Annotated in this window: 14 protein-coding genes; 13 read left to right on the top strand and 1 reads right to left on the bottom strand. The window is 70.4% G+C overall.

Features of this window, described 5'->3' with window-relative positions; translation table 11 throughout:
- From ACXJMZ_RS15890 to ACXJMZ_RS15835, 12 genes are all read left to right on the top strand, one after another.
- The coding region (locus ACXJMZ_RS15890) for a molybdopterin-dependent oxidoreductase (RefSeq protein WP_457030684.1) at positions 1–914 on the top strand (914 nt) is incomplete at its 5' end.
- Positions 911–2,239 carry an NADH-quinone oxidoreductase subunit NuoH gene (nuoH, locus tag ACXJMZ_RS15885; RefSeq protein WP_457030683.1) on the top strand — a complete coding sequence of 443 codons (1,329 nt, stop codon included), beginning with the start codon at positions 911–913 and terminating at the stop codon, positions 2,237–2,239. The genes ACXJMZ_RS15890 and nuoH, both read left to right, overlap by 4 nt.
- A 2-nt stretch (positions 2,240–2,241) precedes the next feature.
- Complete coding sequence (gene nuoI, locus ACXJMZ_RS15880; protein ID WP_457030682.1) at positions 2,242–2,823, top strand: NADH-quinone oxidoreductase subunit NuoI; 582 nt, start codon at positions 2,242–2,244, stop codon at positions 2,821–2,823.
- Positions 2,820–3,677, top strand: coding sequence for an NADH-quinone oxidoreductase subunit J (locus ACXJMZ_RS15875; protein ID WP_457030681.1), 858 nt, complete (start codon positions 2,820–2,822; stop codon positions 3,675–3,677). The genes nuoI and ACXJMZ_RS15875 overlap by 4 nt, the downstream gene beginning before the upstream one ends.
- A complete protein-coding gene (gene nuoK, locus ACXJMZ_RS15870; RefSeq protein WP_057227572.1) occupies positions 3,674–3,973 on the top strand; it encodes an NADH-quinone oxidoreductase subunit NuoK in 300 nt (99 codons plus the stop codon). The genes ACXJMZ_RS15875 and nuoK overlap by 4 nt, the downstream gene beginning before the upstream one ends.
- Positions 3,974–3,987: 14 nt before the next feature.
- Positions 3,988–5,883: an NADH-quinone oxidoreductase subunit L gene (nuoL, locus tag ACXJMZ_RS15865; RefSeq protein WP_457030680.1), complete on the top strand. Its 1,896-nt coding sequence runs from the start codon at positions 3,988–3,990 to the stop codon at positions 5,881–5,883.
- Positions 5,884–5,914: 31 nt separating this feature from the next.
- Complete coding sequence (locus tag ACXJMZ_RS15860) at positions 5,915–7,531, top strand: NADH-quinone oxidoreductase subunit M (protein WP_457030679.1); 1,617 nt, start codon at positions 5,915–5,917, stop codon at positions 7,529–7,531.
- Entirely contained in the window at positions 7,528–9,159 is a 1,632-nt protein-coding gene (nuoN, locus tag ACXJMZ_RS15855; protein WP_457030678.1) for an NADH-quinone oxidoreductase subunit NuoN, read from the top strand. The genes ACXJMZ_RS15860 and nuoN overlap by 4 nt, the downstream gene beginning before the upstream one ends.
- Positions 9,160–9,319: 160 nt before the next feature.
- Positions 9,320–10,333 carry a polyprenyl synthetase family protein gene (locus ACXJMZ_RS15850; RefSeq protein ID WP_457030677.1) on the top strand — a complete coding sequence of 338 codons (1,014 nt, stop codon included), beginning with the start codon at positions 9,320–9,322 and terminating at the stop codon, positions 10,331–10,333.
- 74 nt (positions 10,334–10,407) lie between these two features.
- Positions 10,408–11,070 (top strand): response regulator, encoded by a 663-nt coding sequence (locus ACXJMZ_RS15845; RefSeq protein WP_457030676.1) that lies wholly within the window; start codon positions 10,408–10,410, stop codon positions 11,068–11,070.
- A 188-nt stretch (positions 11,071–11,258) separates the two neighbouring features.
- The gene (locus ACXJMZ_RS15840) at positions 11,259–13,205 is read left to right on the top strand and encodes a 2-oxoacid:acceptor oxidoreductase subunit alpha (RefSeq protein WP_457030675.1); all 1,947 of its coding nucleotides are present in this window, start codon (positions 11,259–11,261) and stop codon (positions 13,203–13,205) included.
- On the top strand, positions 13,205–14,236 hold the full coding sequence (locus ACXJMZ_RS15835; protein WP_457030674.1) for a 2-oxoacid:ferredoxin oxidoreductase subunit beta: 1,032 nt from the start codon (positions 13,205–13,207) through the stop codon (positions 14,234–14,236). The genes ACXJMZ_RS15840 and ACXJMZ_RS15835 overlap by 1 nt, the downstream gene beginning before the upstream one ends.
- 7 nt (positions 14,237–14,243) lie before the next feature.
- Here ACXJMZ_RS15835 and ACXJMZ_RS15830 read toward each other — a convergent pair whose 3' ends face one another.
- Positions 14,244–14,624, bottom strand: a complete 381-nt coding sequence (locus tag ACXJMZ_RS15830; RefSeq protein ID WP_457030673.1) for a winged helix-turn-helix transcriptional regulator — start codon at positions 14,622–14,624, stop codon at positions 14,244–14,246.
- A gap of 93 nt (positions 14,625–14,717) precedes the next feature.
- Here ACXJMZ_RS15830 and ACXJMZ_RS15825 point away from each other — a divergent pair, with 93 nt between their 5' ends.
- Entirely contained in the window at positions 14,718–15,569 is an 852-nt protein-coding gene (locus ACXJMZ_RS15825; protein ID WP_457030685.1) for an SDR family oxidoreductase, read from the top strand.
- Positions 15,570–15,663 lie beyond the last annotated feature (94 nt).

Here is a 15,663-nt window from a genome sequence, read left to right as displayed (position 1 = left end):
GGGCCGGTGAGCGCGGCGCCGTCGAGGCGGGTGCGCTGCCCGGCCTGCTGCCCGGCGGCCGTCCGGTCGCCGCCGCCGAGGCGCGGACCGAGGCCGCCGCGATCTGGGGCGGTGCCGAACTCCCGTCCAGGAGTGGCCGGGACACCGACCAGATCCTGGCCGCCGCCGCACACGGCGACCTGGACGCGCTGGTGATCGGCGGCCTGGGGCTGGACGACCTGGCCGATCCGGCGCTGGCCGACGAGGCGCTGGCCCGGGTCCGGTTCGTGGTCTCGCTGGAGATCCGTCCTTCCGCGGTGACCGAACGCGCCGACGTGGTGCTGCCGGTGGCCGCCGTGGCGGAGAAGACCGGCACCTTCCTGGACTGGGAGGGCCGGGTCCGGATGTTCGAGACCGCGATCAAGCCCGACCAGCTGATGGGCCGTCACCTGCACTCGGACGTCCGGGTGCTGAGCATGCTCAGCGACGCGCTGGACCGGCCGATCGGCCTGCCCGACGTCCGCGCCGCCCGGCTGGAGCTGGACCGGTTCGCCCCCTGGACGGGTGACCGTCCGGCGGCGCCGAGCACCGCCACCGTCCCGCTGCCCCGCCCGGCCGTCGGCCAGGCGGTGCTCGGCGGCCACCGGCTGCTGCTCGACCAGGGCACGCTGCAGATCGGCGACGAGCACCTGGCCGGCACCCGGCACCCGGCGGTGGCCAGGCTCTCGCCCACCACCGCGGCCGAGATCGGCGCCACCACCGCGCTCCGGATCACCGGACCGGCCGGTTCGCTCACCCTGCCGCTGGAGCTGAACCCCGAGCAGCCCGACCGCACGGTCTGGCTGCCGCTCAACTCCACGCCGGGCGGCGCCTACCGCACCCTCGGCACCACCACCGGCCACCTGGTGACCATCGCCCCGGCGGAGGAGTCATGACACTCGCTGCTTCCGACACCCTGAGCTTCTTCGGGCACGACCCGTGGTGGCTGGTGCTGATCAAGGCGGTCTTCGTCTTCGCCTTCCTGGTCGGCACGGTGCTGATCGCGATCGTCTGGGAGCGCAAGGTCGTCGCCTGGATGCAGCTGCGGATCGGCCCGAACCGGCACGGCCCCTGGGGCATGCTGCAGTCGCTGGCCGACGGCATCAAGCTGGCGCTGAAGGAAGACCTGGTGGTCACAGGCGCCGACAAGGTGGTCTACGTACTGGCCCCGATCGTCGCCGCGATCCCGGCCTTCATGGCCTTCGCGGTGATCCCGCTCGGCCCGGCCGACAACGAGATCTCGATCTTCGGCACCCGCACCCCGATGCAGCTCACCGACCTGCCGATCGCCCTGCTCTACATCCTGGCGGTGGCCTCGATCGGCATCTACGGGATCGTGCTGGCGGGTTGGTCCTCCGGCTCGACCTACCCGCTGCTCGGCGGGCTGCGCTCGGCGGCCCAGATGATCAGCTACGAGATCGCGATGGGCCTGTCCTTCGCGGCGGTCTTCATCTACTCGGGCTCGATGTCCACCTCGGAGATCGTCGCCTCCCAGCAGCCGACCTGGTTCGCGGTGCTGCTGCCGGTCTCCTTCATCATCTACATCATCGCGATGGTGGGCGAGACCAACCGGGCGCCGTTCGACCTCCCGGAGGCCGAGGGCGAGCTGGTCGGCGGCTTCAACACCGAGTACTCCTCGCTGAAGTTCGCGATGTTCATGCTGGCCGAGTACGTCAACATGGTCACCGTCTCGGCGCTGGCGGCCACCCTGTTCCTGGGCGGCTGGCGGGCCCCGTACCCGATCTCCACCTTCTGGGAGGGCGCCAACCACGGTTGGTGGCCGCTGCTCTGGATCACCATCAAGATCCAGCTGCTGCTGTTCTTCTTCATCTGGCTGCGCGGCACGCTGCCCCGGCTCAGGTACGACCAGTTCATGAAGCTGGGCTGGAAGGTGCTGCTGCCGGTCTCGCTGGTCTGGCTGGTGATGGTGGCCAGCGTCCGCGCCCTGCGGAACGAGGGCTACGCGTTCGGTCAGCTGGTGCTGTACGTCGGGGCACCGATCGTGGTGATCCTGCTGGCCTTCCTGATCCGGGACCTGGTCAAGCCGAAGGAGACGGACGGAGCCGCCGAGGCGGCCGAGTTCGACCCGATGGCGGACGGCTACCCGGTGCCGCCGCTGCCCGGCCAGACCCTGCCGCCGGTACCGCGCCGGCCCAGCCGGGCCCCGAAACTCCAGGACGCCCTCAACGGCGCCAACCACCCCTCGTCGGAAGGGAGCTGACCATGTCTGACGAGACCGACAAGGCGTCGATCCTCGGCCCGGCCGCAGGCTTCGGCGTGACCTTCAAGGCCATGTTCAAGAAGCGGCTGACCGAGCAGTACCCGGAGCAGAAGAAGCCCACCGCTCCGCGCTTCCACGGCCGCCACCAGCTGAACCGGCACCCGGACGGCCTGGAGAAGTGCGTCGGCTGCGAGCTCTGTGCCTGGGCCTGTCCGGCCGACGCGATCTACGTCGAGGGCGCGGACAACACCGACGAGGAGCGCTACTCGCCCGGTGAGCGGTACGGCGCGGTGTACCAGATCAACTACGCCCGCTGCATCCTGTGCGGGCTGTGCATCGAGGCCTGCCCGACCCGGGCGCTCACCATGACCAACGAGTACGAGCTGGCCGACTCCTCCCGGGAGAACCTGATCTTCACCAAGGAGCAGCTGCTGGTGGGGCTCACCGAGGGCATGGTGGACACCCCGCACGCCTACTACCCGGGTGCCGACGAGGGCGCGTACTACCGCCTGGAGATCACCCAGGCGGCACCGGGCACCGTCCAGCAGGAGCGGACCGACCGGGAGCGGGAGGTGCAGGGATGACCTCCACCGGAGAGGCGGTCCAGTTCTGGATCATCGCCGTGCTCGCGGTCGGCGGCGCGCTCGGCATGCTGCTGATGAAGAAGGCGGTGCACAGCGCACTCTGCCTGGCCGCCACCATGATGGCGCTGGCGGTCTGTTACTTCGCCCAGGGTGCGGTCTTCCTGGGCGTGGTGCAGATCGTGGTCTACACCGGCGCGATCATGATGCTGTTCCTGTTCGTGCTGATGCTGGTCGGTGTGACGAGTGAGGACTCGCTCAAGGAGCAGCTGAAGGGCCAGCGGATCGCCGCCGTGCTCTGCGGTCTCGGCTTCGGCGTACTGCTGATGGCCGGGATCGCCAACGCCAAGCTCTCCACCTTCGCCGGCCTGGCCGAGGCGAACGCCGAGGGCAACGTGCAGGGCCTGGCCCGGCTGCTGTTCACCACCTACGTCTGGGCCTTCGAGCTGACCGGCGCGCTGCTGATCACCGCGGCGATCGGCGCGATGGTACTGACCCACCGTGAGCACGTCCGGGCCCCGCTGACCCAGCGTCAGCTGGCCGCCCAGCGGGTCAAGGACAACATCCAGCTGCCGCCGCTGCCCGCCCCCGGCGTGTACGCCCGGCACAACGCGGTGGACATCCCGGCGCTGCTGCCGGACGGCACCATCAGCGAGGACTCGGTGATGAACACGCTGCGCGAGCGCGGCCAGATCCGCGACGTCAGCCGCGACATGCTGGACCGGATGGCCGAGCTGGAGGCGAGCACCGCCGACTGGCTGGGCCGCGCGCCGTCGGCCCGTCCGCCGGTGACCGGCCCGCGCAAGGCGCTGGAGACCACGCCGAAGACCGAGCCGGAGCGGGAGGAGCAGGCGTGAATCCCGTCAACTACCTATACCTGTCGGCCCTGTTGTTCACCATCGGTGCCTCCGGCGTGCTGATCCGGCGGAACGCGATCGTGCTCTTCATGTGCGTCGAGCTGATGCTCAACGCCTCGAACCTCGCGCTGGTCACCTTCTCCCGGCTGCACGGCAACCTGGACGGGCAGATCATCGCGTTCTTCACCATGGTGGTCGCCGCGGCCGAGGTCGTGGTCGGCCTCGCCATCATCGTGTCCATCTTCCGGTCCAGGCACTCGGCTTCGGTCGATGACAGCAACCTGATGAAGCTGTAGGCGGAGGGCCCACGGTGAACTCACTCATTCCGCTGCTCGTGGCGGCCCCGTTGCTCGGTGCCACCCTGCTGCTGCTCGGTGGTCGGCTGTTCGACCGCTACGGGCACTGGCTCGGCACCGCGCTGGCCGCCACCTCGTTCGGGCTCGGCCTGGCACTGTTCTCGGACATGCTGGGCCGGGACGCCGAGCACCGCTCGATCTCCCAGTACCTCTACACCTGGATCGAGGTCGGCGACTTCAAGGCCGACGTCGCCTTCCAGCTGGACCAACTGTCCGTCACCTTCGTGCTGTTGATCACGGGTGTCGGCACGCTGATCCACATCTACTCGATGGGCTACATGGCGCACGACCCGCGCCGCCGTCGCTTCTTCGCCTACCTGAACCTCTTCCTGGCCGCCATGCTGCTGCTCGTGCTGGCGGACAACTACCTGCTGCTGTACGCGGGTTGGGAGGGTGTGGGCCTGGCCTCGTACCTGCTGATCGGCTTCTGGCAGCACAAGCCGAGCGCTGCGGTGGCCGCGAAGAAGGCCTTCCTGGTCAACCGGGTCGGCGACCTCGGGCTCTCGATCGCCATCATGCTGATGTTCGTCGAGTTCGGCGACTTCAGCTTCGCCGGGGTCTTCGGCAACGCCGACCAGGCGAGCGAGGGCAAGCTGACCGCGATCGCGCTGATGCTGCTGCTGGCCGCCTGCGGCAAGTCCGCCCAGGTGCCGCTGCAGTCCTGGCTCGGGGACGCGATGGAGGGCCCGACCCCGGTCTCGGCCCTGATCCACGCGGCCACCATGGTGACCGCCGGGGTCTACCTGATCACCCGGTCCAGCGTGATCTTCAACCTGGCCCCCGACGCCCAGACCGTGGTCGTGGTGGTCGGCGCGGTGACGCTGCTGTTCGGTGCGATCGTCGGTTGTGCCAAGGACGACATCAAGAAGGCGCTGGCCGGCTCGACCATGTCGCAGATCGGCTACATGGTGCTGGCGGCGGGCCTCGGCCCGATCGGCTACGCCTTCGCCATCATGCACCTGGTGACGCACGGCTTCTTCAAGGCCGGGCTGTTCCTCGGCGCCGGGTCGGTCATGCACGGCATGAACGACGAGGTGAACATGCGGCACTACGGCGGCCTGCGCAAGTACATGCCGGTCACCTTCGTCACCTTCGGCCTCGGCTACCTGGCGATCATCGGGTTCCCCGGTCTGTCCGGCTTCTTCTCCAAGGACCAGATCATCGAGGCGGCGTTCGCCAAGGGCGGCACCGAGGGCTGGATCCTCGGCCTCTGCACCCTGGTCGGCGCGGCGGTCACCGCGTTCTACATGACCCGGGTGATGCTCCTGACCTTCTTCGGTGAGAAGCGCTGGCAGCCCGACCCTGAGGGCCACGAGCCGCACCCGCACGAGTCCCCGGCCGTCATGACGCTGCCGATGGTCGTACTGGCCTTCGGCTCGGTCTTCGCCGGTGGGCTGTTCGCCTGGAACGAGTCCTTCGTCGACTGGCTGGAGCCGGTCACCGGACTGGCGCACGGCGACTCGCCGCTGAACGCCACCACGGTCACCCTGCTCACTTCGGTCTGCGTGCTCGCCGGTGTGCTGCTGTCCTGGCTGATGTACGGCCGCTCGTCCGTGCCGGTCACCCCGCCGGTGGGCTCGCTGCTCACCCGGGCGGCCCGCCGCGACCTGCTGCAGGACGACTTCAACCACGCCGTGCTGGTCCGCCCCGGCTCCGCCCTGGCCGCCTCGCTGGTCTACCTGGACAGCAAGGCCGTGGACGGCTTCGTGAACGGTCTGGCCGCCGCGATCGGCGGCATCTCCGGCCGGCTGCGCCGGATCCAGACCGGCTACGTCCGGACGTACGCGCTCTCGATGTTCGGCGGCACCCTGGTGCTGGTCGCCACCACTCTCCTGATGAGGTCGGTCTGATGTCTCGTCACTTCGCAAGGGAGGTACGGCGATGAGCTACCTGCTGACCGCCACCTGTGCCGTCCCCGCCGCCGGGGCGGTGCTCACCGCGGCGCTGCCGGGCGGCACCACCGAGGCCCGCCGCCGGACGGCGAAGCTCACCGCGATGGCCGTCTCGACGGCCGCCCTGGTGCTGGCCGTGCTGGTCGCCGTCCGGTACGAACCCGGCGGTGACCGCTACCAGCTGACCGAGTCGTACAGCTGGATCAGGTCCTTCGGGATCAGCTTCTCGCTCGGCGTGGACGGGATCGGCGCGGTCCTCGTGCTGCTCACCGCCGTGCTGGTGCCGATCGTGCTGCTGGCCTCCTGGCACGACGCGGAGCCGATCCAGAACCCGGACGGCACCTTCGAGAACCTGCGCCGGACCCAGGGCTTCTTCGCCCTGGTGCTGGCGGTCGAGGCGATGGTGATCGTCTCCTTCCTGGCCACCGACGTCTTCGTGTTCTACGTCTTCTTCGAAGCCATGCTGATCCCGATGTACTTCCTGATCGGCGGCTTCGGCGACCGGGCCGGCGGCCCGGACGCGAGCGCCCAGCGCTCGTACGCCGCAGTGAAGTTCCTGCTCTACAACCTGCTCGGCGGGCTGGTCATGCTGGCCGCCGTGATCGGGCTGTACGTGATCGCCGCCGGGCAGGGCCTGGCCACCTTCGACCTGCCGACGCTGACGAACGCGATCGCCGACGGCAAGCTGGTGATCGACCCGACCGCCGAGAAGGCGCTCTTCCTGGGCTTCTTCTTCGCCTTCGCGGTGAAGGCCCCGCTCTGGCCGCTGCACACCTGGCTGCCGAACGCGATGGGCGAGGCCACCGCCGGAACGGCCGTGCTGATCACGGCAGTTGTGGACAAGGTCGGCACCTTCGCGATGCTGCGGTTCTGCCTCGGGCTGTTCCCGGAGGCGTCCACCACCTTCGGCCCTGTCATCCTGGTGCTGGCCCTGATCGGGATCGTCTACGGCGCGCTGCTGGCGGTCGGTCAGAAGGACATCAAGCGGCTGGTCGCGTACGCCTCGATCTCGCACTTCGGCTTCATCATCATGGGCATCTTCGCCTTCACCACCCAGGCGCAGAGCGGTGCCACCCTCTACATGGTGAACCACGGCATCTCCACCGCCGCCTGGATGCTGGTCGCGGGCTTCCTGATCTCCCGTCGGGGATCGCGTCTGATCAGCGACTTCGGCGGGGTGCAGAAGGTCGCCCCGGTGCTTGCCGGGACCTTCCTGATCGGCGGCCTGGCCACCCTCTCGCTGCCGGGGCTCGCCCCGTTCGTCAGCGAGTTCCTGGTCCTGGTCGGCACGTTCAGCAAGTACCCGGTGATCGGGATCATCGCCACCCTGGGCATCGTGCTGGCCGCGCTGTACGCGCTGCTGCTCTACCAACGCACCATGACCGGACCGGTCAAGGAGGGCGTGGCGGGCATGGCGGACCTGAAGGTCCGTGAACTCGCCGTGGTGGCCCCGCTGGTGGCCCTGACCATCCTGCTGGGCGTCTACCCCAAGCCGCTCACCGACCTGGTCAACCCGACCGTGGACGCCACCCAGTCCCAGGTCCAGCAGACCGACCCGGCACCGGCCCACCCGGTCGCCGCCACCACCGGAGGTGAGCACAAGTGAGCGGTTGGCTCGCCGCCGCGGGCGGCAACAGCCCCAGCATCCCGGCGCCGCACATCGAGTACGGCCAGCTCTCGCCGATGCTGATCGTCTTCGGCGCGGCCCTGCTGGGCGTCCTGGCCGAGGCCTTCCTGCCGCGCCGGGCCCGGTACGGCGCCCAGCTCACCATCGCGCTGCTCGGTCTGGCCGCCTCGTTCGGCGCCGTGGTGGTGCTGGCCGCCCAGGGGCACGCCACCACCGAGGCCGGGCTGCTGGCGATGGGCGCGGTGGCCATCGACGGCCCAGCGCTGTTCCTCCAGGGCCTGATCGTGCTCTCCGCCGCGGTGGCCGTGCTCACCTACGCCGAGCGCCGGCTGGAGCCGAGGCTGAACGGCAACGCGGTGGACGCCTTCGCCCCGCAGGGCGCGGCCGTCCCCGGCAGCGAGCAGGAGCGGGAGGCCACCAGGGCCGGGTTCGCCTCCACCGAGGTCTTCCCGCTCACCCTGTTCGCGGTCGGCGGCATGCTGCTCTTCCCGGCCGCCAACGACCTGCTGACCATGTTCGTCGCGCTGGAGATCTTCTCCCTCCCGCTCTACCTGCTGTGCGCCCTGGCCCGGCGCCGCCGGCTGCTCTCCCAGGAGGCAGCGGTCAAGTACTTCCTGCTCGGCGCCTTCGCCTCGGCCTTCTTCCTGTTCGGCACCGCGCTGCTGTACGGCTACGCGGGCACCGTCAGCCTCGGCGGGATCGCCGACGTGGTGTCCGGGGTCGCCCAGGTCACCCCCGCGCTGGCGGGCTCCACCCAGAACGACGCGCTGCTGCTGATCGGCCTGGCGATGCTCTCGGTCGGCCTGCTCTTCAAGGTCGGTGCGGTGCCGTTCCACTCCTGGACCCCGGACGTCTACCAGGGCGCGCCGACCCCGGTCACCGGCTTCATGGCCGCGGCCACCAAGACGGCCGCGTTCGGCGCCTTCCTCCGGCTGTTCTACGTGGCCTTCCCCGGCCTGCGCTGGGACTGGCGGCCCGTCATGTGGGGTGTGGCGATCCTGACCATGGTGGTCGGCGCGGTGCTGGCCGTCACCCAGCAGGACGTCAAGCGCCTGCTGGCGTACTCCTCGATCGCGCACGCCGGTTTCATCCTCACCGGGGTGATCGCCTCCAACAAGCAGGGCATCGGTGCGGTGCTCTTCTACCTGGCCGCGTACTCCTTCGTCACCCTCGGCGCGTTCGCGGTGGTGACCCTGGTGCGCGACTCCAAGGGCGAGGCCACCCACCTCTCCAGCTGGGCCGGTCTGGGCCGGCGCTCGCCGCTGCTGGCAGCGGTCTTCGCGCTCTTCCTGCTGGCCTTCGCCGGTATCCCGCTGACCTCCGGGTTCACCGGCAAGTTCGCGGTGTTCCAGGCGGCGGCGGCCGGCGGCGCCACGCCGTTGGTGATCGTCGGTGTGCTCAGCTCGGCCGTCGCGGCCTTCTTCTACATCCGCGTGATCGTGCTGATGTTCTTCTCCGACCCGCGCCCGGGCGGGCCCGCCGTGGCCGTGCCCAGCGTGCTCACCAGCACCGCCATCGCGATCGGCGTCCTGGTCACCCTGGTGCTCGGGCTGGCCCCGCAGTACTTCCTCGACCTGGCCTCCTCGGCCTCGGTCTTCACCCGTTGAGATTGCCCGACCGGGCCCGCMGCCGCMGGCKGCGGGCCCTGCGTCGTACACACCCGCACGCCCGTGCAGTGATCCACTCGCGACCGGATACCCTCCTAGTAGGCCAGCGGCGGCACTCAGGGACCAGGCCGCGAATCGACCAGGGACAGGAGTGGTCTGCGTGACCGTCGTGGGGCCCTTCGGACTGAGCGTGCAGGACCGCGATCTGACCAGCGACGTGCAGGCCGGCATGGATGCCGTCGAGGCGTCCCTGACCGAGACGGTCAAGAGCGACGTCCCGTTCATCACCGTCACCGCGAGCCACCTGATCGAGGCCGGCGGCAAGCGCTTCCGCCCGCTGCTGGTGATGCTGGCCGCCCAGTTCGGCGACCCGTACGCGCCCGGTGTGGTCCCCGCCGCCGTGGTGGTCGAGCTGACCCACCTGGCCACGCTGTACCACGACGACGTGATGGACGAGGCCCCCGTCCGGCGGGGCGCTCCGAGCGCCAACTCCCGCTGGGACAACTCGGTCGCGATCCTGACCGGCGACTTCCTGTTCTCCCGCGCCTCCCAGGTGCTGGCGGACCTCGGCCCGGCGGCGGTCCGCCTGCAGGCCGACGCCTTCGAGCGGCTGGTGACCGGTCAGATCCTGGAGACCGCGGGCCCGCGCCCCGAGGACGACCCGCTCCAGCACTACCTGGACGTGATCGCGGGCAAGACCGGCTCGCTGGTCGCGGTCGCCTGTCACCTCGGCGCGCTGATGTCCGGCGCCACGCCGGAGGCGGTCGAGATCCTCCGCCACTACGGCGAGCGGATGGGCACCGCGTTCCAGCTCGCCGACGACGTGCTCGACATCGCCAGCGACGGCCACGAGTCCGGCAAGACCCCCGGCACCGACCTGCGCGAGGGCGTGCCGACGCTGCCGATCCTGCTGCTCCAGCAGATGCCGGTGGACGAGAGCGACCCCGAGGACGTCCGGCTGCGCGAGCTGCTCACCCTCGACCTGGCGGGCGACGACGAGCTGCACGCCGAGGCGCTCAAGCTGCTGCGCCGGCACCCCGCGCTGGAGCGCGCCCGCCGGGACACCCTGCGCTACGCCGAGGAGGCCCGCGCGCTGCTGGCCCCGCTGCAGGACTGTCCGGCCAAGGCGGCCCTGCAGGGTCTGTGCGACGCGGTGGCCATCCGCACGATGTGACGGGGTGTCACTCTGATGGCCCGTCGGATGCGGGAGACTGGACGTCGTCCGGTCGCCCTGCCCGAAAGGCCGTCATGCTCCGTGTCGTCATCGCCGAGGACTCCGTACTGCTGCGCGAGGGCCTGACCAGGCTGCTCACCGACCGCGGCCTGGAGGTGGTCGCGGGCGTCGGGGACGGCGAGGCACTGGTCCGCACCGTGCAGGAGCTGGCCGCCGCCGACGCGCTGCCCGACGTGGTGGTGGCCGACGTCCGGATGCCGCCGACCCACACCGACGAGGGCATCAGGGCCTGCGTCACGCTGCGCGGGCTGTACCCGGCGGTGGGGGTGCTGGTGCTCTCCCAGTACGTCGAGGAGAAGTACGCGAGCGAGCTGCTGGCCGGCTCCACCCGGGGCGTCGGCTACCTGCTCAAGGACCGGGTCGCCGAGGTCAGGGAGTTCGTCGACGCGGTGGTCCGGGTCGCCGACGGCGGCACCGCGCTGGACCCGGAGGTGGTGCAGCAGCTGCTCAGCCGCAGCCGCAAGGGTGACGTGCTGGCCGGGCTGACCCCGCGCGAGCGCGAGGTGCTCGGGCTGATGGCCGAGGGGCGGACCAACGCCGCGGTGGCCCGGCAGCTGGTGGTCTCGGACGGTGCGGTGGAGAAGCACGTCAGCAACATCTTCCTCAAGCTGGGCCTGGGCCAGAGCCAGCAGGACCACCGCCGGGTGCTGGCCGTGCTCACCTACCTACAGTCCTGATCGAGCCACCCCTGTGCGGGGCATGAGGACCCCTAGCGTCAACGTTGTGTACCGGTGGAGGGCCCCGCCGGTGACCCCAAGTTCCGGCCCACGCGGGGTTCGGCCGCCTAGGATGCGAAGCAGTGCACCACGCGGACGGGGCACACGGCTCACGCCCGCGGCTGGCGCCCACGAGGAGGTCCGCGGCAGTGACCAGTCAGGTGGATCAGGTAGAGGCAGTGGACGGTTCTGACGACGGCGAAAGCCGTTCGGAGCCGGTCCCGCCGCCGGGTGTGCGGCAGCGGCCCGCGAAGCCGATCCGGCGAGTGGACCGGGTGATCATCCGGTTCGCCGGGGACTCCGGCGACGGTATGCAGCTCACCGGCGACCGCTTCACCTCGGAGACGGCCTCGTTCGGCAACGACCTCTCGACGCTGCCGAACTTCCCGGCCGAGATCCGGGCACCCGCCGGGACGCTGCCGGGCGTGTCGTCGTTCCAGCTGCACTTCGCCGACCACGACATCCTCACCCCGGGCGACGCGCCGAACGTCCTGGTCGCGATGAACCCGGCGGCGCTCAAGGCCAACCTGGGCGACCTGCCGCGCGGTGCCGAGATCATCGCCAACACCGACGAGTTCACCAAGCGCGCGCTGGCGAAGGTCGGCTACGCCGCCGACCCGCTGGGCGACGGCTCGCTGGAGGCGTACCACGTGCACCGGGTGCCGCTGACGGCGCTCACCCTGGAGGCGCTCAAGGACTCCGGCCTGGCCCGGAAGGACGCCGAGCGGGCCAAGAACATGTTCGCGCTCGGGCTGCTGTCCTGGATGTACCACCGGCCCACGCACGGGACGGAGGCGTTCCTGCGGCAGAAGTTCGCCAAGAAGCCGGAGATCGCCGAGGCCAACATCGTGGCGTTCCGGGCGGGTTGGAACTTCGGTGAGACCACCGAGGACTTCGCGGTCTCCTACGAGGTGGCCCCGGCCAGGCTGCCGCTCGGCACCTACCGGAACATCTCCGGCAACCTCGCGCTGTCGTACGGGCTGATCGCGGCCGGGCAGCGCTCGGGCCTGCCGGTCTTCCTGGGCTCCTACCCGATCACCCCGGCCTCGGACATCCTGCACGAGCTGTCCCGGCACAAGAACTTCGGCGTCCGGACCTTCCAGGCCGAGGACGAGATCGCCGGCATCGGCGCCGCGCTCGGTGCCGCGTTCGGCGGGGCGCTGGGCGTCACCACCACCTCGGGGCCCGGCGTGGCGCTGAAGTCGGAGACCATCGGCCTGGCGGTCTCGCTCGAACTTCCGCTTCTGGTGGTGGACATCCAGCGCGGTGGCCCGTCCACCGGCCTGCCGACCAAGACCGAGCAGGCCGACCTGCTGCAGGCGATGTTCGGCCGCAACGGCGAGGCGCCGGTGCCGATCGTGGCCCCCGCCACCCCGGCCGACTGTTTCGACGCCGCGCTGGAGGCGGCCCGGATCGCGGTCACCTACCGCACCCCGGTCTTCCTGCTGAGCGACGGCTACCTGGCCAACGGCTCGGAGCCCTGGCGGATCCCGCAGGTGGACGAACTCCCGCTGATCGACCCGGACTTCGCCACCGGACCGAACCACGACGGCGAGTTCTGGCCGTACCAGCGCGACCCGGCCACGCTGGCCCGCCCGTGGGCGGTGCCGGGTACGGCCGGCCTGGAGCACCGGATCGGCGGGATCGAGAAGCAGGACGGCACCGGGAACATCTCCTACGACCCGGCCAACCACGACTTCATGGTCCGCACCCGGCAGGCCAAGATCGACGGAATCGACGTACCGGACCTGGAGGTTGACGACCCGTCGGGTAACGCCCGGGTGCTGGTGCTCGGCTGGGGCTCCACCTACGGCCCGATCACCGCGGCCGTCCGGCGGGTCAGGGCGGACGGCGGCGAGGTGGCGCAGACCCACCTGCGGCACCTCAACCCCTTCCCGGCGAACCTGGGTTCGATCCTCAAGGCGTACGACAAGGTGATCGTGCCGGAGATGAACCTCGGTCAGCTCGCGCTGCTGCTGCGCGCCAAGTACCTGGTGGACGCCGAGTCCTACAACCAGGTGCGCGGCCTGCCCTTCAAGGCGGCCCAGCTGGCCGACGTGCTGTCCGCCGCCATCGGCACTCTGGAGGAGAAGTGATGGAGAGCCTTCGACTGGTCCCCAAGGCCGAGGCGCTGCAGACCGCCAAGGAGTTCAAGACCGACCAGGAGGTGCGCTGGTGCCCCGGCTGCGGGGACTACGCGATCCTGGCCGCCGTCCAGGCCTTCATGCCCGAGCTGGGCATCAAGCGGGAGAACACCGTCTTCGTCTCCGGCATCGGCTGCTCCTCCCGGTTCCCGTACTACATGAACACCTACGGGATGCACTCGATCCACGGCCGCGCCCCGGCGATCGCGACCGGCCTGGCCGCCTCCCGGCGGGACCTGTCGGTCTGGGTGGTGACGGGTGACGGCGACGCGCTGTCGATCGGCGGCAACCACCTGATCCACGCGCTGCGACGGAACGTCAACCTGAAGATCCTGCTGTTCAACAACCGGATCTACGGGCTGACCAAGGGTCAGTACTCGCCCACCAGCGAGGTCGGGAAGATCACCAAGTCCACCCCGATGGGCTCGCTGGACCACCCGTTCAACCCGATCTCGCTGGCGATCGGCGCCGAGGCCACCTTCGTCGCCCGCACCATCGACTCGGACCGCCAGCACCTGCAGTCGGTGCTCCGGGCGGCCGCCGAGCACCAGGGCACCGCGCTGGTGGAGATCTACCAGAACTGCAACATCTTCAACGACAACGCCTTCGAGGTGCTCAAGGACCCGGGTACCAGGGACGAGGCGCTGATCCGGCTCGAGCACGGGCAGCCGGTCACCTTCGCCGGCCGGGGTGTCTTCCGGGACGCGCTCGGCGAGCTGCACGTCGCTCCGCTGACCGAGGAGAACCAGGCGGACGTGCTGGTGCACGACGCCCACCACCCCAACCCGGCGCTGGCCTTCGCGCTGTCCCGGATCGCCGACGCGGACACCCTGCACCACACCCCGATCGGGGTGCTCCGGGCGGTCCAACGGCCGGTCTACGACGACCTGATGAGCGATCAGCTGGACCAGGCGGTCGAGCAGCAGGGCGCGGGCGACCTGGGGGACCTGCTGACCGGCAAGGACACCTGGACGGTGGCCTGACCCGAGCTCAGCGGGTGTCGTACTCCTGGCGGGACGTCAGCACCGTGGGAGTGTGCCGCTCGACCCAGTGCGCGAGGCCGCCGACCCGGGSGGSGGCCTCCGTACCGAGCGGGGTCAGCCGGTAGTCGACCCGGGGCGGGATCACCGGGTGCGCCTCGCGGTGCACGAAGCCGTCCCGCTCCAGGGTCTGCAGGGTCTGGGCGAGCATCTTCTCGCTGACCCCGGCCACCCGGCGGCGCAGCTCGCTGAACCGGTACTCGCGCTCGGCCAGCGCGATCAGCACCAGCACGCCCCAGCGGCTGGTGACGTGCTCCAGCACGCCCCGGGACGGGCACATCCGGTCGTTGACGTCCGGCGGGTGCTGCAGCTGCTCGACACTTACCTTCATGTCAGTACCCTACTTCAAGGTGCGTACTTCCGATTGGTAAGTCCAGTACATACGGTGAGTGCTGTCAGCACAAGAGCTCACCGCAGGGAGAACATCATGATCGTCGTCGCCGGAGCCACCGGACAGCTCGGCCGCCTGGTCGTCGAGGGCCTGCTGGCCAAGGTCCCCGCCACCGAGATCGCGGTCGCCGTCCGCTCGGCCGAGAAGGCCGCCGACTGGGCCGCCCAGGGCATCGACGTCCGGGTGGTCGACTACGACCGCCCCGAGACGCTGGCGGCCGCTTTCGGCGCCGGCGACAAGGTGCTGCTGATCTCGGGCAACGCGGTCGGGGTGCGGATCCCGCAGCACACCGCCGTGGTCGAGGCGGCGAAGGCGGCCGGGGTCGCGCTGCTCGCGTACACCGGCATCCTGGGCGGCGACGACGCCAACTTCGCCCTCGCCGACGACCACAAGGGCACCGAGGCGGCCATCCTCGGCTCCGGTCTGCCCTACGTCTTCCTGCGCAACGGCTGGTACACCGAGAACTACACCGCCAACGCCGCCGTCGCGCTGGAGCACGGCGCGGTGGTCGGCAGCAACGGCGACGCCCGGATCGCCACCGCGGCCCGCCGCGACTACGCCGACGCGGCCGTCGAGGTGCTGACCGGCGAGGGGCACATGAACCGGGTGTACGAGCTCAGCGGCGACGTGGCCTGGAGCTTCTCCGAGTACGCGGCCGCGCTGGCCGCAGCCTCGGGCAAGCCGGTGGCCTACCGCGACCTGCCGGCCGAGCAGCACAAGGCCGTCCTGCTCGGCGCGGGCCTGCCGGAGGGCTTCGCCTCGATCCTGGTCGAGGTCGACGCGGCCATCGCCCGGGGCGAGCTGGCCCGGCACCAGGGCGAGCTGAGCAAGCTGATCGGCCGTCCGACCACGCCGCTGGCGGAGACGGTCGCCGCAGCCGTCTGACCGGTCAGCGCCTGTCATGAGTCAAACCCTGATACGGAGATGACAGCCCGCCCTCCCTGCCGCTACCTTCGACCGGAGAGCAGCGTGCGCGGAG

The sequence above is a fragment of the Kitasatospora sp. P5_F3 genome (assembly GCF_054049135.1).
Note: the sequence above shows the minus strand (reverse complement) of the source record. Positions and strands in the feature narration are given on the sequence as shown.